Origin of the sequence: Chryseolinea sp. H1M3-3, from assembly GCF_029360725.1 — a bacterium.
Classification (GTDB): domain Bacteria; phylum Bacteroidota; class Bacteroidia; order Cytophagales; family Cyclobacteriaceae; genus Chryseolinea.
In genome coordinates this window covers 23668-46781 of the sequence record NZ_JARKMY010000004.1, presented here as the reverse complement: position 1 = coordinate 46781, position 23114 = coordinate 23668, and the positions used below count along the sequence as shown (strand labels likewise).

At 43.4% G+C, this 23114-nt stretch carries 16 protein-coding genes; 11 read left to right on the top strand and 5 right to left on the bottom strand.

Annotated features, from left to right (window positions below; translation table 11 throughout):
- Window positions 1-495: 495 nt before the first annotated feature.
- The 3 genes from P2W71_RS13795 (at window position 496) to P2W71_RS13785 (ending at window position 4545) form a co-directional block, all read left to right on the top strand.
- The gene (locus tag P2W71_RS13795; protein WP_276371848.1) at window positions 496-2583 is read left to right on the top strand and encodes a hypothetical protein; all 2088 of its coding nucleotides are present in this window, start codon (window positions 496-498) and stop codon (window positions 2581-2583) included.
- 392 nt (window positions 2584-2975) lie between these two features.
- Window positions 2976-3476, top strand: a complete 501-nt coding sequence (locus P2W71_RS13790) for a hypothetical protein (protein ID WP_276371847.1) — start codon at window positions 2976-2978, stop codon at window positions 3474-3476.
- A gap of 7 nt (window positions 3477-3483) precedes the next feature.
- Window positions 3484-4545 (top strand): bifunctional transcriptional activator/DNA repair protein Ada, encoded by a 1062-nt coding sequence (locus P2W71_RS13785; protein WP_276371846.1) that lies wholly within the window; start codon window positions 3484-3486, stop codon window positions 4543-4545.
- A gap of 377 nt (window positions 4546-4922) precedes the next feature.
- On the opposite strand, the gene P2W71_RS13780 is transcribed toward P2W71_RS13785, so the two are convergent.
- Window positions 4923-5300 (bottom strand): hypothetical protein, encoded by a 378-nt coding sequence (locus P2W71_RS13780; protein WP_276371845.1) that lies wholly within the window; start codon window positions 5298-5300, stop codon window positions 4923-4925.
- 84 nt (window positions 5301-5384) lie between these two features.
- Here P2W71_RS13780 and P2W71_RS13775 point away from each other — a divergent pair, with 84 nt between their 5' ends.
- Entirely contained in the window at window positions 5385-5792 is a 408-nt protein-coding gene (locus P2W71_RS13775) for a helix-turn-helix domain-containing protein (RefSeq protein ID WP_276371844.1), read from the top strand.
- A 1-nt stretch (window position 5793) separates the two neighbouring features.
- Here the strand turns inward: P2W71_RS13775 and P2W71_RS13770 are convergent, their stop codons facing one another.
- Both P2W71_RS13770 and P2W71_RS13765 read right to left on the bottom strand, forming a co-directional pair.
- Window positions 5794-6759: a helix-turn-helix domain-containing protein gene (locus P2W71_RS13770; protein ID WP_276371843.1), complete on the bottom strand. Its 966-nt coding sequence runs from the start codon at window positions 6757-6759 to the stop codon at window positions 5794-5796.
- Between the two features lie 75 nt (window positions 6760-6834).
- A complete protein-coding gene (locus P2W71_RS13765) occupies window positions 6835-8070 on the bottom strand; it encodes a nuclear transport factor 2 family protein (protein ID WP_276371842.1) in 1236 nt (411 codons plus the stop codon).
- A 295-nt stretch (window positions 8071-8365) separates the two neighbouring features.
- On the opposite strand from P2W71_RS13765, the gene P2W71_RS13760 reads away from it, so the two are divergent.
- The 3 genes from P2W71_RS13760 (at window position 8366) to P2W71_RS13750 (ending at window position 11647) form a co-directional block, all read left to right on the top strand.
- Window positions 8366-8779 (top strand): nuclear transport factor 2 family protein, encoded by a 414-nt coding sequence (locus P2W71_RS13760; RefSeq protein ID WP_276371841.1) that lies wholly within the window; start codon window positions 8366-8368, stop codon window positions 8777-8779.
- 58 nt (window positions 8780-8837) lie between these two features.
- Complete coding sequence (locus P2W71_RS13755) at window positions 8838-9683, top strand: RNA polymerase sigma factor (protein ID WP_276371840.1); 846 nt, start codon at window positions 8838-8840, stop codon at window positions 9681-9683.
- A 308-nt stretch (window positions 9684-9991) separates the two neighbouring features.
- Window positions 9992-11647: a glutamine--tRNA ligase/YqeY domain fusion protein gene (locus tag P2W71_RS13750; RefSeq protein WP_276371839.1), complete on the top strand. Its 1656-nt coding sequence runs from the start codon at window positions 9992-9994 to the stop codon at window positions 11645-11647.
- Between the two features lie 265 nt (window positions 11648-11912).
- On the opposite strand, the gene P2W71_RS13745 is transcribed toward P2W71_RS13750, so the two are convergent.
- A complete protein-coding gene (locus P2W71_RS13745; RefSeq protein ID WP_276371838.1) occupies window positions 11913-14330 on the bottom strand; it encodes an ABC transporter permease in 2418 nt (805 codons plus the stop codon).
- A gap of 761 nt (window positions 14331-15091) precedes the next feature.
- Between P2W71_RS13745 and P2W71_RS13740 the strand changes: the two genes are divergently transcribed.
- The 4 genes from P2W71_RS13740 to P2W71_RS13725 all read left to right on the top strand — a co-directional run bounded on the left by P2W71_RS13740 (window position 15092) and on the right by P2W71_RS13725 (window position 21470).
- Window positions 15092-15424, top strand: coding sequence for a helix-turn-helix transcriptional regulator (locus tag P2W71_RS13740; RefSeq protein ID WP_276371837.1), 333 nt, complete (start codon window positions 15092-15094; stop codon window positions 15422-15424).
- Window positions 15425-15429: 5 nt separating this feature from the next.
- Window positions 15430-18123 carry an ABC transporter permease gene (locus P2W71_RS13735; RefSeq protein WP_276371836.1) on the top strand — a complete coding sequence of 898 codons (2694 nt, stop codon included), beginning with the start codon at window positions 15430-15432 and terminating at the stop codon, window positions 18121-18123.
- 372 nt (window positions 18124-18495) lie between these two features.
- Window positions 18496-18816 carry a PadR family transcriptional regulator gene (locus tag P2W71_RS13730; protein WP_276371835.1) on the top strand — a complete coding sequence of 107 codons (321 nt, stop codon included), beginning with the start codon at window positions 18496-18498 and terminating at the stop codon, window positions 18814-18816.
- A complete protein-coding gene (locus P2W71_RS13725; RefSeq protein WP_276371834.1) occupies window positions 18816-21470 on the top strand; it encodes an ABC transporter permease in 2655 nt (884 codons plus the stop codon). The genes P2W71_RS13730 and P2W71_RS13725 overlap by 1 nt, the downstream gene beginning before the upstream one ends.
- Window positions 21471-21525: 55 nt before the next feature.
- On the opposite strand, the gene P2W71_RS13720 is transcribed toward P2W71_RS13725, so the two are convergent.
- A complete protein-coding gene (locus P2W71_RS13720; RefSeq protein ID WP_276371833.1) occupies window positions 21526-22725 on the bottom strand; it encodes a hypothetical protein in 1200 nt (399 codons plus the stop codon).
- Window positions 22726-23114 lie beyond the last annotated feature (389 nt).

The window sequence follows — 23114 nt, the reverse complement described above, 5'->3', positions numbered from 1 at the left end:
CCCAGTACATAATGGAATAATGGAGCCTTCTTGAATAGTTGTGTCCTATGCATATTTTTTCCTGTAATTATTCGCGCCCTTGAAAGTTATGTAAGTTGATGTGGAAACAAGTCGCCAGAAATAAAACCATTGTAATAATAACTGTACATCACAGGGCAGAGACAGATATCCTCAAGGCCTCGTTTCATCTATCCACTGTTTGTTGCTGTGCAAGTTTTTTGCTATCGCGCAATTGCAATTAAAAAGTTATATAACTTTTTTCCTCTACACTTTGCTAGGTGACGCGACTTATGGAATGAGCGCCACAATTTTAAGCCACATGCATATAATAAATCGTTTCGCGTAGTTTTTTCTCCTTTTAACGTAGGTCCCGTAGTCAAGCCTTTTCGTGTAAGCCTCAAAAAATGTGAACCTCAAAGCTTGGGTGGGTGACGGTCCCGTGGCGTCCGTAACTCGCCTTCACCATGTTGAAACATTTAAATCTTTTTAAACCATATGACAAACTTTCTTAAGCCCTTACTATTTGTATTTATTGTTGCCTTCATCGCCTCGTGCAAAGATGATGAGGACGAACCAAAACCAGTTGTTAATCAAAGCCCAAGTGCAAAGGTGGTGGGAACCCCATCAAATCTTTCTGTTAAAGTTGGGGACGATGTTGTACTTGATGGATCAGGTTCCAGCGATCCTGAAAAAGAAACACTAACATTCAAATGGGAGATTCTTTCGCAGCCCCAGGGAAGCACTGTTGTTCTTACCAATACCACCACCGACAAGATTACTTTTAAACCAACACATGCAGGCTCATACAAACTGAAACTCACAGTATCCGATGGAGAGAACACGTCAAGCGTTGAGGTTACCATTACTGCGACGGCCCCCGACGTACAATTCCCGGTGACGATCTCCGAACATGTCAACGCCGATGTTGTCTGGAAAAATATTAATCCAACACCAGGCGGAACCGATTACATTGTAACGAAGTCTATACACATTCGTGCGGGCCTGACGGTTGAGCCTGGCGTCGTCGTGCAGATGGCCGCAGGAAGTCAGCTTACCGTAGATTACACAGGCAAATTCATAGCTATTGGAAACGAACAAAACCACATTATCTTCAATGGAGGTCAATCAACTGCGCCAAGCTGGACCGGGATAATTGTGAACTCACCGAGCACGGAAAATGAATTCGATTTTGTAGAAATACACCAGGCAGGCAGTGGTTTACTGGAAGGACTTACCAATCTTTCTGCAAGTCTTGCTATCGACGGAGGCAACAACTCGGTGATGAAAGTTAAAAACACAACGATCGCCGACGGTGGTGGCTATGGTATCTACGTTGAAAATTACGCATCGCTCTCCGAGGCAAGTCACGTAACAATTAGTGGTAACGCAGGAACAAGTATCGCTTTGCCGATTAATCAAATTGGAAACCTTCAGTCTGACAACAGTTTCACAGGTAACAACGGATATGACGCTGTGGAAATAATAGGTTCGTTAACGTTGCATCAGAATGAAGTAGTTTGGCATGCGTTCCACGATGGAACTCCGTACTACATTTCGGGCAATCTCGATATTCGGTCAGGTTTAAAGATTCAGGCGGGTGTTAATATTGAATTTGCAGCGGAAAAGGGTCTGAATGTTTTGGATGCTGCTGCCTACATCAACGCAGTGGGTACTGCTGATAAGAAGATTACGTTTTCAGGCCGAACACATACGAAAGGATTCTGGCGCGGAATTTCAATTTCGTCAAGCAATGTTCTGAACGCTCTTGAGTTCGTCGAAATATCAAATGCTGGCAGCGGAACTTTGCCGAACATTCCAGGCATCACGGGCAGTATAGGCCTCGATGGAGGAAATGTAACAAGTCTCTCTATCAAGAACAGCGTGATTACAGATGGGAAGGGTTATGGACTTTACGCCGAATTAGGTTCAGTGATAGCATCGTTCTCTAACAATGAGATCAAGAACATCGATGGTGCTCCGCTTGCGTTGCCGGCCAACGAAGTCGGTAAACTTGACCCTGCTTCGCTTTTCTCAAATGGCAATACTACAAAGACAGTGGAGATCCTCGGCTCGGTACTACAACGTGCGGCGGAGGTAAGATGGAAAGCGTTCGCCGATGGGACAAAATACTATGTCAGTGGAAACGTTGAGATCAGATCCGGCGTAGTGATCGATCCGGGGGCGGTGTTTGAATTCGCTGCCGATAAAACTTTCATCGTGCAAAGAATCAACAACTCTTATATCATTGCTAAGGGTAATGCCACTAAAAGGATCGTCTTCACGGGTGTGAACAAGACCCAAGGTTACTGGGGAGGAATAGCAATCATTTCAAACGATGATCGTAATGAATTTGATTTTGTTGATGTTGCTTATGGAGGTAGCGTATTCTTAACAGGTTTATCCAACACGAAGGCAAACCTGGGTCTCGATGGAGACAATTCTGCGAAATTGATTCTTAAAAATTCAACGGTTGCTAACAGCGGTGGCTGGGGATTGGTGAAAGAATCCGGTGCGACGATGAATGGCGATTTCAAAACTTCGAATGCATTCGTTTCGAATATACAGGGAGCGGTTAAGGAATAGTTTTAGGCGATCAACGTATTGCAGCAAGGGAATCAAATTTGGTTCCCTTGCTTATTTGTTGGACGTTCCATATTTTCTTTCAAATATTTGCCTGCACAATTTCGCGTTGAGCATTCAGGAAACACTCTTTTCAAGTTAGCATTGCTTTTTAAATTGAAATAAGGAGTCATTTCAGGAATAAAGATCTCACATTAAATGAAAATTCTATTTATATGAATGACGCACCACACGTGAATCTGGTGATCTGCCCGATCGAATGTTGACAACACGTATTCCTGTTTCATTTTATTTCAACGGTCGTTTTAATAATCAGTTTACAAAAAAAATGTGTGTTAATTTTTCGGTAGCGACTGCCATCGCGATTCCCTTTCATTGCAGTATAATTTTAATCAATGAAAAAGATCGTCACGCTAATGCTTGCTTTAATGTTTTTTAAACAAGTTTCCGGCCAGGAGGTAAAAGTAGATTACTTCGTTCGCTTGCCCCATGTAGTAAATTACAATTTCACAAATGAAACTGCGTCGTATTCACCTATTATTTCCTCAGGGCTGACAATTAAAATGGGAAACTATTTCGCTGATGTGGGTGCGTATATAGATGAAGGGGATTCATATGGGTATTACACTTATCTTGGATCGCCGGTATATAGTAAAGCAATTGACCAGCAGTGGACATTTGTTACAAATTGGTTTAGTGAAATTTTGTTTTTTCCGCAACAAGCTGAACTTCCTGATTCATGGACTTACACGTTCGGAATCAGTCCTGTACTAGTTCGGCCGATTTCTTTCAGTACCTTTGCCATAGCCTTAACAGTAGGAGCTGGATTTAATGAGCATACGACCAGCGTTAACACCCGACTAATAATCAATTACTCCATCCCCCTTATAAAATAGCTATTACATGAAAAGTAATTTGTCTTTTGAGGAGAAATATAAAGCGATGCTAAATAGGGATGCGTCCTTCGAAGGCGTTTTTGTTACCGCTGTTAAGACTACTGGAATTTTTTGCCGCCCGGTGTGTGCGGCAAGAAAGCCGAAGCCTGAGAACGTTATATTTTATGACTCAACCCAGGAAGCATTACAGAATGGATATCGGCCTTGCCAAGTTTGCAAACCATTGGAGAAAGCCAACGAAACCCCAAAACATATCCAGGACTTGATGCACGAACTTTTGATAGACCCCTATTTACGAATAAGCGATTTGGATTTGAAAAATCGGAATATTGAGCCGAGTCAATTGAGGAGATGGTTTCAAAAAAATCATAAAATGAGCTTTCATTCGTATCAAAGATTACTTCGCATAAACTCGGCCTACCAAAGAATTTCGGTAGGTGACGCTGTTACCACAGCAGCTTTTGATGTAGGGTATAATTCAATGAGTGGGTTTAATGAACGTTATCGTTCTGTGTTTGGCAATGCTCCAACACATTCTAAAAGGAAGGCCGTAATTCATATTGCGAGATTCACTACGCCGCTGGGACCAATGTTTGCTTGTGCAACATCAGAGGGTTTGTGCTTGCTGGAATTTACAGATCGTAAGATGCTTGAAACCGAATTTAAAGATTTAACAAAAAGATTAAATGCGGTAATTCTACCAGGAAGTAATCATCACATTGTTCAAACGCAAAAGGAACTTGATGAATATTTTGAAGGCAAACGCATAGCGTTCAGCGTTCAAGTTTTTATGCCTGGCACTGATTTTCAACATACCGTTTGGAATTCCTTGCGTACTATTCCATATGGAGAAACAATATCGTATAAAGAACAAGCGATTAAAATGAATCAACTTCAAAAGGTAAGAGCAGTTGCCTCGGCCAATGGATGCAACAGAATATCAATCATTATACCATGTCACCGGGTGATTGGGCAGAATGGAGACCTTACAGGTTATGGGGGTGGTCTTGCAAGGAAAAAATGGCTGATTGACTTCGAAAGAAGCAACCTTCAAAAAGATCTAGCATAATTCCCATGCTACTAACTTCTGTCGGATTAAAAGAGATTCATTCTATTTGTATTTTGGTGATATTCCATTGTTCCAGAAGATTTAAAATTGAATCGTTCTTTTAGTAGCGATAAGTTAAATGAAGGTCACAATGCTGGACTAAATTGTAAATACATTTAACACGCAAAAAATATAACATCCCTAACGGGATTACGAGGCGCACAGAAATATTTTTTCTACCGATATGTCGTCCCTAACGGGACTTATGAAGATCACAAAAAAATTAGCATTGGGAATGTAATTTTCCTTGCTGCTCTATCTCATTCTGTTTCCCAATGCATGATACCATGTGACCGATGTGCTCTGACTGGTAAGCAGGTGCTATAAGGCATTTCAATTTACTTTAAATTCGACATGAAAGTTAGTGTGTCGAAGTACAACGTCAGTGATTGAAGCTTTCCATTTTTAACCGTCCAATTCTCAGAGACGTTACCATTAATTTTCTGGCCGTTCGGAAACTGAAAATCATAATTGCCAATTACGCTTGCCTTGTCTTCGTCGACGACCATTTGCTTTACTCGCATTGATTCGAACCTTTGTGAAAAACGTTTTATGATTTCAATGTATGCTTGTTTTCCGACTACTGGCTTTGTATTAGTCATGTCACCGCCTACATACTGAAAGTCATCGGCGATAGTGTCTTCCCAATTGCTCTTGGCAGCAAAACCTTTGTAATAGCTCTCGAGAAGTTGCTTTGTGATTGCTCGATTTTCCATAGATATAGAGTTTTAATTATTTGTTGTTGCAAAATGCAAGTACAAATATAGGAAGTTATTGCATTTTGCAATAACTTTGTAAATATGGACAAAAAAAGATCTGATTGCCCAATAAGCTGTTCCCTTGATGTCATTGGGGACAAATGGTCGCTTTTGATTATCAGGGATGTTATGCTGAGAGGGAAAATGTCTTACAGTGAGTTTTTGAAGTCAGAAGAAGGAATTGCTACAAATATTCTTGTCAGCCGGCTGGCCATCCTTGAAGATGAAGACATATTAGTTAGAGAAGTGGCGCCTGCGAATAAGTCAAAATACATTTATAGTCTTACCCAAAAGGGCGCGGACTTAATGCCAGTAATAATTGAACTGATGGACTGGGGGGCAAAGTATAATAAGAATTGCCCTAGAAAGGAATTGGGACAGAAAATCAAAAAAGATAAAGCCGCTGTTGTTCGAGAATTAAGTAAGGTATTAAAAAATAAGGTGAAGTAACTTAAACAAGTGAAAACTTTGACCTGTATTCTATCGGGGTTAGTCCTGTCTCTGATTTAAAAACTTTGTGGAAGGAACTTATATCATTGTAACCCACTCTCCAGGTAATTTCATTAAACGCTACCTTTTTTGATTCGAGCATGCGTTTTGCATTTTCCACTCTTAGCTTTTGGAGATATGACATGGGCGAGTCCCCTGTTACTTTTTTGAACCGTCTCGTCAAAGTTTTCTTGGTAAGGTTGCAAACCTGCGTCATTTTTTCGAGTGTAACGATCTTCGTGTAATTTGCCTCCAGCCATTCCTGCACTTGTATAACTTCTTCATCGCCATGATTTTTTGTTACATGAAACATTTGATAAGGTGTTTGAATTTTTCGCCCGGAGTCGACAAGAAAAACTTTTGCACTAGCAAGAGCCAATTCTTTGGATCCATATCGTTCTACCAAAGAAATCGCAAGGTTAAAATAGGCTGTGACGCCAGCGGCTGACAGTACTGGACCATTGTCGATCACGATTTTTTCAGGTTCTACAGTAATCTTTTTGTAACGCTGCTTAAACGTGTTAACCAAGCTCCAATGTGTGGTGGCTTTTCGTTTATCGAGTGCACCCGTTTCAGCAAGTAAGAAATTGCCATTGCAGGCAGCAGCCAGCGTTACGCCTTTTTGATACTGTTTTTTTACCCAGTCAATCAATTTTTTTTGTTGGATTATTATGCTTTCCAGGTCACCAACAAATCCTGGAATATATATGAGATCAAATTCGGATTTAGTTTTAATACTCCGCTGCGCTTGGATGGGAAACTTACTGAACCCATTCGCTGGTTGTCCGGTTTCAGTGATAATGGAAATATCAAACAAATCTTCCTTTTTGTTAGCTTGATAGCGATCGTTCGCAAAGGATAATATATCGAGTACGCCTGCGATCATTGAGGGTGTGCATCCATCATAAGCCAAAAGTCCGACTTTCATAGTGCATTATTTTATGAACAAGATAGCCTCGCAATTATGTAGTCACAAGGCTATCGCGTATTGTAGGTAAAATTATTACTTGCTCATCTCCGATTCAACCGTCACGCTTCGAAACACATTTTGAAATGTTTCCACAAAGTCTTGCTTGACATCACCTGCAATCCCTCTCTCATCCATTGCATGCGTCAGGATTTGCATAAAGACATTCCATTCCTCAGCGGTAATATTTAGCCCTTTGTGCACGGCATCCAGTGGTCTGCCAAGGTATATCGTGGGACCTTCAAGAGTACTTACTAATTTATCAATGATCAATTGTCTTTGACGGTATTTGCTATTGTCAGCGTGACCAATAAAATACTTCTGAAGTTGAGGATGCACAGATACACGTGGAAATGCCAGGTCTACAAATCCCGCAATGGCATCATAACCGCCAATTCTCTTGTAGAGGGATGCCTTGAAGAAGCCGTTTTCGTGGGCCATTTTTTCAGGCATTTCCTGTAACACATCCCAGTGTTCTACAATGACGCCATCCTCTATGCGGAACAGATCAAAGAATGCCGTATGCTTGCCCGCGAATTTTCCTTCAGAGCAAACCAATGTAAAATTGCCTTCGCCAAACACTTTAAAGATCTTCTTTATTTCGATTGAGATACCTTTCTTTTGCAGTTCTTCGACTCCCTTCAATAAACCAGGCACCGTGTTGTCAATGAATGGATTGTGCTGAATAATATCCGGATGATAAAATTCTGATAGTTTATCAAATTGGCTATTGATCAATACAGTTTGCATACAGGAAGCTGCAAATTCCTTATTCTTTTGAGTAAGATTCTTATCGGCAACTTCTGTTGGACCGTCGACCATTGAATGTCCATTGACTGTTGTTTCGGGGTGGTCAGCGATGCCACTCCAGTGCTCCGCAGCCAGGCCATTTTCAAATCTGTAAATTTCAAACATAGCTTTCCTGTTTGGCCAATTGACGTCGTGGTGGAGTATTACAAATTCGCCATCTTCGAAGACTCTTACATTGTTGATTTTCGGAGCAGGAATTTCCTTGTTCTTGATTTTGGTTACAAGTATTCGTAATCCACCTTTTCCATCAGGAACATTCGGGGTGTGTTGAATATAATTCTCTGTCACCAAAGCCGCCGCGCTTTCCGCGTCGCCGCTTTGAACTGCTTTGTTGATTGCAATTGCTTTTTCTTTGTTCGTTTTCATTTTGCGTGGTTTAAAGTCATTTCTAGAGTCGGCGCTTTCACTTTCGAAACTGATAAAGAGCAGCGCCAGCAACGAGTACGTTGTAAATGATTTCATATACGATTATTAACAAGGCAAATTTATCTGGATACGTATTGTACATTACTTGGCTAAATGGACAATAGACTGGGCGGGAGGGACAGTGGCTTTTTTCCTGCAGGTCGGGCCATGATCCTTATGCTAATTTAGCTGAGGGTCTGCGAAATACTTTTTAAAGCGAATTCAACTGTAACAGTCGTGTTTGGAAGGTGTCTAAATGAAAAACGGAACAATTATGAATTTAAAATTCGTGCTATTAACGGCCGGCTCGCTAATGGCTTGCCTAGTCATTAACGCTCAAACAAAAAACACTATGGAAAAAGTAAGAACATTCACCCCGGAACAAAATGAAGTCATGGAAGTCATCCTCAATATGACTGATGCGTTTCACAAGAAAGATCTCAAAAGCGTACTGGCAAGCTATGAGCCAAATGCCGTAATTGTCTTTGACCCGGAAAAGCCTTCTTCAGGAATAGACGCTATCAGCGAAGGTTTTAAAGGGTTCTTCGCTGTAAATCCAAAATTCGAGTATTCCGGCCATGAAGTATTTCTGAATGGAAGTCTCGCTATGCACTTTGCTCCATGGATAATGACAGGTAAGACGCCTGATGGAAATGAGATCAAACAATCTGGACTCTCCGTAGTCGTGCTGAGGAAACAGGTAAATGGAAAATGGTTAATGGTTTTCGATAATCCATTCGGACAACACTTGTTGGATCAACGTTAAACAATCGGAGACTTCTGTCAGCCTTGCAATCTGGCAGAAGGTTCTTAACTATAAGTTTATGGAGGATAGCGAATTAATCAATCGAGCAATAGAAGGGGATAGAAAAGCACTTGAAAACCTTCTCGAGCGATATCGGGACTGGATATTTAACGTGGCATTATCCTTTATTGCACATAGGGAAGATGCCGCGGATATCACGCAAGAGGTTTTGGTGAAGATCATGACTAAGCTTAGTACGTTCAGACAAGAAAGTGATTTTAAGACGTGGGTTTATCGGATCGTTAAGAATCATTTTCTTAACATGAAGCGGCGTCGGTATGAAATGTATTCCATGACATTCGATTCTTTTGCCCGAGATCTTGATGAAATACCAGATGAAGAATTTCCAGGGCATAAATATGAGGTAGAAGAAAATCTTTTAGTTCAGGAAGCGAAACTCGGCTGCATGAAAGCCATGCTGCTTTGTCTGGACAGGGAGCAAAGACTAATCTTTATTTTAGGGGAGTTGTTTGAGTTTCCTGATTCTGTTGGCAGTGAAGTCATGGAGATCTCCAAAGAAAACTTCAGGATTAAATTACACCGCGCGAAGCAGCAGCTTTATAATTTTATGAACAACAAATGCGGTTTGATCAACAAAAAGAATCCGTGTCGTTGTGCGCGTAAAACTGCCAGTTATATTAAACTAGGTTTTGTTGATCCCGTCAGTCTGCATTTTCAAAGAGATGCCATTGCCACAATTGACAGCGTCTCTCCTGATAAGGTTGAAACCTATTCTAATGATGTTCTGTCAGAGTACAGGACTTTATTTGCTCAACACCCATTTCTCAAACCGAAGGAGGTACAGGAATCCATCCAAACCCTGTTGTCATCGGAGACAATTCGGAAGACGTTTAATCTTGATTGAGTTCGCTGGAGACAAGGTACAACTTTCATTTCAACCCTCATCCCATTTGGGAAGAAACGAGCCCAGAAGGAGCAAGACAAGCCGCTGATGCATTTGCCGCCGGCGTTGTGCGAGGAATTCGGGAGTCTACGAAGAGAAACTTCTCGTCAATTCTATGTAAGTTCAGATATCGCGTGCGACATCTCCAGGAGTCTCAGCGCATTTTCAAAACTGCACAGGGCCACAGATAAAAAAAATCCCAGGTTACGTAGCCCTGCCTGTTTAATGAAGGCACAATATTTTATCTTTACGCTCTTTTAAAATTCAATATGGCCGAAGAAAAGAGTTTGAACTTCCTGGAAGAGATCGTTGAGTCTGACTTGAAGAATGGAAAATATAAGAACATTGCTACGCGGTTTCCGCCGGAACCCAATGGCTACCTGCATTTGGGCCACGCCAAAAGCATTTGCCTGAACTTTGGTCTGGCGTTGAAGTATGGCGGCAAAACAAATCTGCGTTTTGATGACACTAACCCGGTAACAGAAGAAACCGAGTATGTGGAGAGCATTAAAAAGGACATTCAGTGGTTGGGATTTAATTGGGCTGAAGAATTATATGCCTCCGACTACTTCGACCAACTGTACACCTATGCTAACATTTTGATCGACAAGGGACTGGCCTATGTAGATGACAGCACAAGCGAAGAGATGGCAGCTCAGAAAGGAACGCCTACGCAGCCAGGAACAGACAGCCCTTATCGCCGGCGATCGATTGAGGAAAACAAAAGGCTTTTCGCCGAGATGAAGGATGGTAAATACCCGGATGGGTCAAAAGTTCTTCGCGCCAAAATAGACATGTCGCACACCAATATGCTGATGCGCGATCCCGTGATGTATCGCGTCAAACATGCCCATCATCACCGAACAGGTGACAAGTGGTGCATTTATCCGATGTACGATTTTGCACACGGCCAAAGTGATTCTATCGAGCAGATTACGCACAGCATTTGCACCCTGGAGTTTGTTCCCCATCGCGAATTGTATGACTGGTTTATAGCCAAACTCGAGATATACCCTTCCCATCAGTATGAGTTCGCCAGACTCAACATGACGTATACCATGATGAGTAAGCGCAAACTTTTGCAACTGGTGAATGAGAAGCATGTCAATGGCTGGGATGATCCTCGCATGCCAACGTTAAGTGCTGCACGTCGGAGGGGCTACACGCCCGAGGCTATCCGCGAATTTTGCGATCGGATTGGGGTGGCCAAACGCGACAATCTGATTGATATCGGTTTGCTTGAATTCTGTCTGCGAGAACACCTGAATAAAATTGCCGAGCGGCGAATGGTAGTGTTCGATCCATTGAAAGTAGTAATCACTAATTATCCCGAAGGGAAATCTGAGTTATTACGGAGCGAGAATTTGCCGGAAGGAGATTCCACCCGCGAGCTTCCCTTTGGGCGAGAACTGTGGATTGAACGTGAGGACTTTATGGAGGTGCCAGCGAAAAAATATTTCCGCCTTGCGCCAGGGCAAATGGTGCGTTTAAAGAGCGCGTTCATTATCAAGTGCGAAGATTTCATCAAAGACGCGAATGGAACGGTAACAGAGCTGCGTTGTACTTACGTGCCCGAAAGCCGTAGCGGTTCCGATACGTCGGGAATTAATGTGAAGGGCGTCATTCATTGGGTGAGCGCGCAGCACGCAGTACCAGCGGAAATTCGCTTGTATGATCGCCTTTTCTTAACAGAGGACATGAATGCTATCGAAGATGATTTCACAAATCACCTTAATCCCAACTCACTGCAAATTTTGAAAACTGTGTATGCTGAACCCGAGCTTGCCAAATCAAGACCAGGTGAACATTTCCAGTTTTTGCGCATGGGATATTTTTGCCTCGACGCTGATGCTACTTCGAATAAGTTGATCTTTAACCGTACCGTGACGTTAAGGGATACGTGGACGAAAGGGGCGGGGAAGTAATTCTTTTACTCCCGATAGCTATCGGGTTAGAGGTTTACATTTTACGGTTTGAATATCCAACCGATAGTTATCGGTTGTAAAATGTGAAATTGTTTCCATACCGCACACCCTTTCCCCCCTCAGAGTCACCGGTCTCCGGGACTCTGAGGACTACAATCTCTCGGTTGTAGGAAAGACCAGCATGAATTAACTTCCAGAAAAAATAAACCCGTTGTGCTACGCGCTTTACATACCAAGTGTTTCTGGTTCTATATCACCTTAAAGACTACTCGCTCTTCAACGTAGTGGCCGGGTTGATTCTTGCCAATGTCAGCGTGAGGTAGCCTAATGTAATCCATGAAAGTAAAATCAAAAACATTCCCGCGCCAATGAAAGTGATTGGATTCAACGTAACGCGATACGCAAAATTCTGAAGCCAGTTTTGCATGATCCAGATTACAACGGGTGTAGCGATGATTACGGCAATCAAAATCAGCATAGTAAAATCCTTAAGCAACAAAACCACGAGATTATGGAACTCAGCACCGAGAACTTTTCTCACACTGATTTCTTTAGTCTTGTTGCGGAATGTGAGCGCTGCGATTCCCAGCAGTCCAAAGCAGGCAATCAAAATGGCTACTCCGGAGAATGCAATGATAACGCGATTGATATTTTGCTCATTGCGATATTGCTGGTTAAGATTATCAGCCAGAAAAAAGAACTCGAACGTAAACCTGTTGTCGAATTTTTTCCAGGTCCCCTCTATTTCCTTAATCGTTTTGTTGAAATCATTGGTGTTGAGTTTTAGAACGATGTAATTGAAACCATTATTTCCCAATTTGATCAACAATGGTTTTACTGTGTGATGCAGGGATTGAAAATTAAAATCTTTCACAACACCGATCACAGTCGCCTTCAGGGCATCGCCGTCTCGCTCCCAGGTAATTTGCTTTCCAACCGGATGATCGAGATGAAGATTGCGCGCCGTAGTTTCGTTAATCAGAAATGCATTGTCTGCATCTGCAGGATTCTCCCTTAGAAAATCACGTCCTTCCGCCAGCGAAATGTTTAATACTTTAAGAAAATCGTGATCAACAACGAGTTCGGAAGCATCAATGTCATTTTCAGGATGAGTCGATTCAAAAATTTCATTTTGATTGAATGATCGACCCGGAATGCTAGATGCGGCTGAAACTTCCTTCACACCGGCAAGTTGCCTGAATTCTGTCTGAACGTGTGCGAAGCGATCTCTCAATGCATCCTGATTTTTTACTGGTATGACGATCACTTCTTCTTTGTTAAAACCAACGGATCTGTTTTGAACTGCCTGAAGCTGATTGAAGATAACGACTGCCGCACAAATCAGTACCATCGATGCACTGAACTGAAAAACAGTAAAAGCTTTGCGTACCAAAATTCCCTTTGGACTTTGCAGAAATTTTCCTTTCAGCACTGCGGTTGGTTTTACTGACGATAAGTAAAGTGACGGATAAATACCGGCAACAAGTCCAACCACTATTCCGATGGCTATCAAAATCGCGATCAATGAGATCATCGAAAACTGAATTGCACTTTCCGTCATAAAGTTGAACATTGGAACCAGTGTCTGAATCATAACAAGCGACACGAGCATCGCTGCCAAAGCCACCAGCACCGATTCACCGGTGAACTGAATGATGAGTTGCCTTCTTAAAGCGCCAAGTGATTTGCGTATACCAATCTCCTTTGCGCGCTCTGCTGATTGTGCGGTCGTAAGATTAATAAAGTTGATGCACGCGATAACAAGAATCAGAATTGCAGCAGCAATCATCATATAAACATAATCGATGTTGCCATTGCCCTCCAGTTCCCAGCGAACATTTGATTTGAGGTGAATATCCGTAATGGGTTGAAGTTTCAGTCCATAGTGATTGTCCTCAAAGTATTTGAAATCTTCAGCTGACCAATCCACATAATTTTTGAGCCAGGGCATTAACTGACTTTCAAGTTTTTTTGCATCTGCTCCAGGCTTCAGTCTTACATAATTATAGTGTCCGAAATCTGCCCAGGTGTAGTACTGACTTTGCGGATCTTCGTCAGCTTTTTCAAGAACATAGGAAACGAGGAAGTCGAAATGAAAATGCGAAAGCTCAGGAACATCTTTGAATACCGCTACTACCTCGGTAAGCGTTTTGTCGTCATTGACCGAGAGAAATTTCCCGATAGGATTTTCATCACCGAAGTATTTGTGTGCGGCTTTTTCGGATATCAGCAAGCCGCCCATTTTTTTCAGCGCCTTGTCGGGATCACCTTTTACGATCGGAAATGAAAAAACTTTGAAAAATGTGGTGTCAACTGCCAGCACACCGGTTTCATCGTATTGAATATTTTTCTGTGGGTTGCGGATGGAGAACGTTTCGCGTGTAAGGCCAGGGCCCCAGAGAGGAGAAAGGCTTACGGCATTTTCTACTTCAGGAAAGTCATGCACCATAGCCTGTGCGAGCGGATGAGGAGTTCGTGTTTGTGGATTATCGTTTTCCCAGATAACGCGATAGATATTTTCTGAACCTTCATGAAATTTATCGTACGCAAGCTCTCTGCTAAGATATTGGATGATGAGGAACACACATGTAATACCCAACGCAAGTCCCAGAATGTTGATGAGACTGTAATATTTGTTCTTGACCAGATTGCGAAGCGAGATATTTAAATAGTTGATGATCATAAGTCAGGTTAAGGGTTCCGATGCTTTTGCCATTTTCGGGCCAGTGTGTAAAACTTGCAATTACTGGATGTATTAAGGTATTTTGAAGATTTACCGTTCAGTTGCGAGGTTTGGTGTTCGGTGGCGGCCATTGGTCCCGTTTCTTTACGTGTCTGTTTCTGCCTTGCTGCGTCAGCAAGTGACTACGTGTGCCATCATTCCTCCGTGTCGCAACTTTTTTGTTACTCACCGCTTCCGGATTTCGAGTAACAACATGTAACAAAAATTGCCTAGACCTGCCATAAGAATGCCTAAGCATTCCAGATCTATTCATGCTAACGCATTGTGAAAGAAATAAATGAGTATAATACTCGATGATCAATTACTTGCCGATACAAAATGTGCCCTTCATTGAACGCCAGTACCTTGCGTACTGTGAGTAACAAAATGGTAACAAGAATTACCAAGAAAACACTTAACATATGTAAACATGCGTAAAGATTTTTTGAGTGTTCTGTTACGCGATGCAAAGGTAACGGAGTGAGGCGAGGCCGTCTAAGTTGATCAGTGGAGGCAGTGAACCTCCGCTACATTTTTGCAACAATCGTTCTCCGCCTCCTTGTATTCTTAAATCACTATTCGTCTCAATCTGTTTTCGCGAATTGCTGATCGCAAAACGTTACTGATGCATTATAATATGATAAAGTTTGATATTATTTACTACAAAGTAGTATTTAGTCCAAACTCTGACTATTATTACTTCAAAATAGTATTATTCACAGATGAAACGTATTCAACTAGGTGAATTTGAAGAGATCGTCCTGTTGACTGTAGGGATTCTTCACGGCAACGCGTTTGGGGTGACTATCAAAGATGAGATCGAACAACGATTGGATCGCGAGGTAGCCATCGGTGCGTTGCAGGTCACATTGCGAAGGCTGGAGTCGAAGGGTTTTCTAAAGTCAAAGCAGGGAGATACAAATGAAGCAAGACGCGGCCGTCCGAAGCTTTTTTTTGAAATCACTGCGTATGGAAAGAAAGCGCTTGACTATAGCAAGGAATCACGAGATGAACTTTGGAAGGCGCTTCCTAAACTGGTGTTGAAGCTTAAATAACTGCAATGAGAAGAGCCGATCCACCGCGTTTTATCATGCGCTTCCTGAAATGGTTTTGTAAACCGGAGTATCACGCTGACATTGAAGGCGATTTGCTTGAGATCTATGACAGGAGAGTAGCAGAACTCGGCCGAAGCCAGGCGAATTTGCGCCTGTATAAAGACGTCATCTTACTATGCAGACCCGGAATTCTCAGGTCCGCAACATTCGATCAACCACTAGCCAATAACGGTATGTTCAAAAGTTATTTTGTAATGGGGTGGAGAAACCTCTGGAAAAGCAAACTGTATTCTACACTTAACGTACTCGGCCTTACATTCGGGATGGTCTGCTTCCTATTGATAGGCCTTTACGTTTATGATGAACTGAACTTTGACACGCAGCATCAGAAAGGACATAGAATCTATCGGGTGATCACACATGAGAAGAATCCGAATAACGAAGCCACTACCGTTGCGGCCGCCGGATATATGCTCGCGGAAGAAGCGCCACAGGCGTTGCCGGAAGTAGAGATGACAACGAGGATGCAGAGATCAGGCAGAAGCAATCTCATTGATCCTGAAAATCCTGTTCACGTGCAGGAGACGGTTACCGTCGCCGATGAAAACTTCCTGATGGTATTTGATTTTCCAGTTCTTGAAGGCGACAGACGGAATGCCTTGAAGGAACCTAATACTATTGTCATCACAGAGGACCTTGCCATGCGAATCTTTGGGCGGAAGGATGTAATCAACAAATATGTTCAGTTTGACTACTCGCAAACTCCGCTAAAGATTACTGCAGTTTTGAAGGATCACCCGCAGAACTCAAGCTTTTCATTTACGAGCGTGATGTCTATAGCAACGTGGTTAAACGATGAGGATTTCAAACGCGAAGTACAGAGCGATTGGGCTTCCACGGGCTTCACGGTCTTTGCCTTGCTACGTCCCAACGCTAATCCCGATTCTGTTTCGCGAAAGATCACCCGGCTCGTACACGCCAATGCAACGCTGGAGCCGGGGGCAATCCTTTCACATTCAATGCAACCATTAAAGGACATACACCTCAAGTCGGCGGGGATCGCTGATGGCGCCCGCAATTCAAATGTTGATAGCATCCCGCAGGGAAACCCTGTCTATATCACCGTGTTCTCTTTTACAGCAATTTTTGTTCTACTCATCGCTGGAATCAACTATACAAACCTCACAACCGCAAGGGCATCGAGCAGGCTAAAAGAAATTGGTGTGCGAAAGGCAATTGGTGCGGTTCGTGGTAACTTGGTTAAACAGTTCCTGGTTGAATCGCTGATCACAACGGTGATTGCTTTCTTTTTTTCTGTACTGATTGTTGCCCTTTTATTGCCGGTGTTCAATGATTTCGTCCACAAGAAGTTTGAGCTTTTCACCTCTGTTGGCTTTCAGTTCTGGAGTGCTGCCGTAGCGCTTATCATTGCCATTGGATTGTTGTCGGGAGGGTATGCAGCGATTTTACTTTCGCGCTTCAATCCCGTTTCGTTGTTGAAGGGTTTGAAGTTGAAGTCAGGAGGCGATTTCTCGGTGAGAAAAGCTCTGGTCGTTCTGCAGTTTACCATTTCTACAGTCATGATCATTGGTACAATCGTGCTGTTCATGCAAGTTCGTTTTCTGAACGACAGCGAACTTGGCTTCGACAAAGATCTGATGGTGGTGATCGATGTGAATGTTGCAAAGGCGCGTTCAAACTTCGAGTGGGTAAAGAATGAGATGTCCAGGGTAAGCGCCGTGAAGCATGTTTCAGCAACATCGCGCGTGCCAGGAGAGTGGAAATCTATACCGAGGATCAAATTGAAAAAGGAGGGGAGCGTCCGTGAACTGCAAACGGCCTATACCATTGCAGCTGATAGGGATTTTCTCAGCACCTATGAAATCGAGTTACTCAAGGGGCGAAATTTCCAAAATGATACAGATACGATGTCTGTCATTATCAACGAAGCTGCTGCGGGGATCCTTGGCATCACCGATGTTTCCGATGAAGTAATGATACCGCAGGTGGCGCGAAATCAATTCTTTACGCCAATCTATGATGACGCGAATGCTTCATTTAACCCACGGGTCGTAGGAATCGTGAAAGATTTTCACTTCCAATCGCTGCGTGCGAAGATAGAACCTTTGATCCTCACGTATCATTCCAACCCGATCTTTCCGATTGATTATTACTCTGTGAAGATCCACCCGCACAACATCCAGGCAACGCTCGACAAACTGAAGGCGATCATGGTGGTCAATGATGAGCACGAGCCGTTTGAATATCACTTTCTTGACGACCAGCTTGCCTTGTTCTACATTGAAGATCAGCGGAGCCAAACTATTCTTGGTTGGGTGGCAATTGCCAGCGTCGTGATTGCATGCCTTGGCCTCTTTGGGCTTGCCACCTATTCCGCTGAACAGCGGTTGAAAGAAATCGGTATGCGAAAGGTGTTAGGTGCGAGTATGTTAAGTATTATGGCATTGCTGTCGAAAGACTTCGTTAAGCTGGTTCTGATTGCCTGCTGCATTGCATTTCCGGTTGCATGGCTTGGTGCAAGCCGATGGCTTCAGGAGTACGCCTACCATATCGATATTGAATGGTGGATCTTCGCCCTCGCAGGTGTTATTGCAACAGGGATTGCTTTACTAACCGTGAGCTACCAGGCGATCAAGGCTGCAGTTGTAAATCCAGTGAAGATATTAAGGTCGGAGTAAACGGATTGAGTTAGGCATCTACAGGAAGACGTTTGATTTCAGACTAAAAGCAAGAAGCCACAAACAAGGTCAGACAACTACTTCCGATACAAAACTTCCAGAAAATATTACCCAATAGGTCATCCGTTGGAATAGTGCCAGTAACACAGCCAAGTTTTTGATTATTCCCATTTCTTTGTTCGCGGTAGCCTTCACTCGTTATCATAGGCAACCCCGCATCCCAATGCAATGTTAAAACGCAAAACCTTCCAACTGTTCACTACCGTCCACCTGCCGTTATTTTTTCGTACACAAAGGCTTCTGATTTCCTTTAAAATCCGCTGATTTTGCATCGGCCTGCTATTTGGTCTACAAATGTTGAAATAATAACGCATGTCCGGACGCATTTACCTTGGCGAACTAGAAGAACTCATTTTATTAATGGTCGCCCTCATCGATAAGGAGGCCTATGGAGTTTCGATCACAGCAGCGCTGGAAGCGCAAACTGGCCGCGTGATTTCCATTAGCGCCGTGCACGCTGCGCTGCACAGACTGGAAGAAAAAGGATTTGTCAAATCGAAAATGGGAGGTGCTTCGATGGAGCGTGGCGGACGACGAAAGAGGTTGTTTCAAATCACAGCATACGGTCGCCAGACATTGGAGGAACTTCGTGATGTGCGCAATATGATCTGGACGCAAATACTAAATACCTGATGGCGACTTATCCGCAACCTCCGAAATGGGCTGAGACGCTTATCGAACGTCTGGCTCCTGAACATCTCGCTGAAGAGATCAAAGGCGATCTGTACGAGATGTTTTTAACGGATATGAAACGTTTCAATGAACGCAACGCGCGACGAAGATATGCATGGCGCGTGATTGGTTTTCTTGGTAAAACATTTTTTTGGAAAGGACCAACTTATCAAACGCAAAATATGACCGGAAACTATTTTAAGATGGCGAAGCGAAGCCTGCTCGCCAACAAAGGTACAACCACCATTAATGTTCTTGGATTGGTGATCGGAATCGCATCGGCACTAGCGATTATTTCTATCATCCGATTCGAACTGAGCTTCGACACATTTCACACCGATCATCAGAACATTTACAGACTCGTGAGGGTAAGCGGTGCCGACCTTTCCGAATTTCGCACGGGCGTCCCTTATGCCATCACACCTGCGATGAAAGATATTTCTTCCATCAAGAAAATGACGAAGCTGGAATACCTGCGCGGCGCCAGTGTCGATGTTCTTAGTGCCGATGGTAAATTCGAAAGACAGTTCATTGAAGAAGAGGGTGTGGTAACGGTCGAGCCGGAATTCTTCGATGTTATTGATTTTGCAGGCAGTCCGATAAAATGGATTTCCGGAGATCCAAAGACATCGCTGCGTGAGCCCAGCAGTCTTGTGATTACCCGTACCGTTGCGAAGAAATATTTCGGCGACGAAAGTCCCATTGGCAGAACACTTCGTTTTCAAAAAGTCTTCGATTTTAAAATTACAGGAGTCATCGAGGATTTTCCATCGAATACAGATTTTCCGTTCAGGATGCTGGTGTCGTATGCATCGATGCCGTTGTTGTTTAAAGACCGTATGTCGGACTGGGTGAGCGTGAATGATGGACATGCGGTGTACGTTGTGCTTCATGACGGCGTGGAAGTGAAGGATGTGGAAGCACAAATTGCAAAAATACATGCGGCCAACGTTGGAAAAGATTTGGCGGAGTATCGTCATTATTTCCTCCAGCCGCTTCGTGAAGTGCACTTTGATCCGAAGTTTGGAACATTCAGCAGACGAACCATCACACATGAAACTATTTTAGCATTGAAGTTGATCGTACTTTGCCTATTGGCAGTGGGTTGTATTAACTACGTAAATCTGTCAACAGCACATTCGACGATGCGCTCGAAGGAGATCGGCATGCGCAAGATCATGGGAAGCACGCAGGGAAATTTGATCCTGCAGTTTCTCGCGGAGACGTTGATCATTGTTCTTGTTGCATCATTCGCAGCGCTCGGACTCGTCGCCGTGTTCATGCCATCGCTTGCTGCCATGCTTGGCCTGCAGGTAAGCATCAATTTCTCCGACCCCTTCCTTTGGATTACGCTAGCATTGATCATCGCGATCGTTACGATTTCCGCGGGACTGTATCCGGCATTATTGATCTCGAGATTCAATCCGCTCACGGCTATCAAAAATCGGTTTGCTGCGGGACGTGTTGCTGGAATCAGTCTTAGGAAAACGCTGGTTGTTTTTCAATTCACAGCAACGCAGGTCCTGGCGGTTGCGACTTTTATTGTTGTCGCGCAAATGGATTTTTTCAGGAACGTTGACATGGGCTTCGATCGAAACGCCGCTGTAGTTACCATCAGGCTGTTGAACAACGATCAAGCTTCACTCAGTTCATTCGAATCTGAACTAAGAAGACTTCCTTTTGTAGAGAACGTTGCTAAAAGCTTTACGTTGCCTTCCGGTGTAGACCGCAATAGAAATTCGCGCAACATTGGTAAACCAGAGGCGAATGATGTGCAGGATTTTCAGAACTACGAGTACTCCGCAATTGACGAAAATTTTCTTGACCTGTACGGGATCCGATTGATCGCTGGACGAAATCTCACGCCGGCTGATTCCAGCAAAAATATTCTTGTGAACGAGGCGCTGATGAAAAATTTAGGATACACCAATCCGCAGGATATCGTTGGTGCAGAACTAAAGTTGGGCGGTGACGGTCTGGTTCATGTGGTTGGTGTGATCAACGACTACTACGGGAATTCTTTAAAGGAACGCGTCGACAACATTGCGCTGGACGCTAACGCTGATCGTTATCGGCAGGTGAGCGTCAGGCTCAATCTTGCCGCCGGTCAGAACATGACCGATGTGCTGACCCAGTTGGAACAGACATGGAAATCGATTTATCCGGAACATGTGTTTCAGTTTCGTTTTTTGGATGATAACATCGCGATGTTCTATGAACAGGAATTGAAGTACTCCCGGCTGTTCCAGGTCTTTTCAACGATGTTCGTTCTTATTGGATGTTTGGGTTTGTATGGCCTGATCACATTTGTAGCGAACAGAAAAGGGAAGGAGATTGCAGTACGAAAAACACTTGGCGCAAGTGTCGCTAATATTATCGTAATGTTTTCGCGTGAATATATTGTACTGATAACGGTATCATTCGCGTTGGCGGTTCCGATTGCCTGGTACGGAGTCAATGAATGGCTAATGAATTTCGAGAACCACATCGATGTGCAATGGTGGTTATTTGCTGCACCGGGTGCTATCGTATTGGCCATCGCGCTGGCAGTAGTATGCATGAAATCATTCAACGCGGCAATAGCCAACCCGGTAGATAAACTCAGGAATGAGTAAACGACCTTCGGATGTTAGACGCTTTCAATCAGCGGGATTCGATTGGACCTGCAATCTACTTTAAAACGTTGACTATTCGTTGACGAGCGCTCGTGACCAACGGTTTTGTAGAGTAGTATTTAAAGTAATTGCCTGCTTCCTCGAAGCCGTCCAGATCGTTAAGCTGAAAATATTTTAATGTGAAAGCTGACAAGTCGAGTTTTGGCATAGGAACTACGCCAGAAAAATCGGGTATCGAAAAATTGTTGGTGTTCTCAGCGCCGTAAACATGTATGAATGTTTTGTTATCTGCGGTCGTGTAATACGCATAGAAATAATCAAACTTACCGGTAAAGGTTGCGCTAAAGTTAGCTGGGTTTGGATTTACGATTTCAGCATTGAAGTCGATCGGCTGATAGTCCAGATTAAGAGATCCGTCCCTGACTTCGATGTATTGGTGTGTATCCGTGTAGTAAGAGAAGGAACTTCTGTATCTTGAGAATGACTTTGATGGATAGAAAACATCTAATCCAGCACCAATATAGGATCTTTCCATAAACAAATAGTTTGATTCATAACCTCCAACTGTCTCGAAGCCCCAAAGAAAGAAGTGGCCGCTCAATACACCAGAAATTGGTGCGACAACATTTTTCTTCACAGATGACTGCAATGATGAAAGGTCAACGGTTGCGCTATGGTTAGTTTCATCGATATCAAAGAAACCATGTTTGCCTTCCCCGTTGTGGATGACTTGCGCGTAAGCTTTCCCGGCCTCAATATAATTAAAGCTGGTTCTCCCGGTAGTATCACTGATATTGCTCGCTGTCCACGAAACGTAGTTCGTTCCATAAGTCAGGTACGAGAAGCTCGGGATGTTTAATAGTTTAATTTTTATTGGATTCTTAACACCACGTAAACCCTCGGTTGACGGAGGGCCCCAATCGCTTCCGCGCTTTATATTGAGATAGGCAGAAGTATGATAATAAGGCGGCGTCTGATTGACCACATAGAGGTTGATTGTCTCGCCCGCATAGTCGTCCGTTGCATAATACGAAGTATCTGTGCCATTAATGATTTTTTGGGCGCAAAGTACATTGGCATCCATGTCCGTGATCACCACGTACGCATCACCGTTATAATATCCAGGTGTCACGTGCATCCTGATCAGCGCTTGATCTGGTCCTTTATCCGGTGCGGGATCATCGCTGGAACAGCTCGTCAACAGGCAAGCGAGCGATAACAAAAAGATTGCTTTCAATGCGATATTATTGATCATAAACACAACATTTTTAGGTCTTAATCAAAATTGCCAGAAGATAGTAACCAGGAGATTATTTAAAAAATTTGATGCTGACATTGTCCTTTAGTACCCCCTCAGAGTCACCGGTCTCCGGGACTCTGAGAATTCTGAGCATTACAATCTCTCGGTTGTGGCAAAGACCAGAATGACTTAACTAGAGTTTTACATTTTGCTGGTTTCATATCCAGCCGAAGCTATCGGGTGGAAAAATATAAAATTGTTTACAGTACTTCAAGGAGTTGAACAGGTAGGCTTAACGTTGGTAGTCCTCAGAGTCCCGGAGGCCGGTGACTCTGAGGGGGAAGAGGTCTGCAGGTATTCAAGTCTCTCGGTTGTAGGAAGGACCAGAATGAATTAACCAGAGT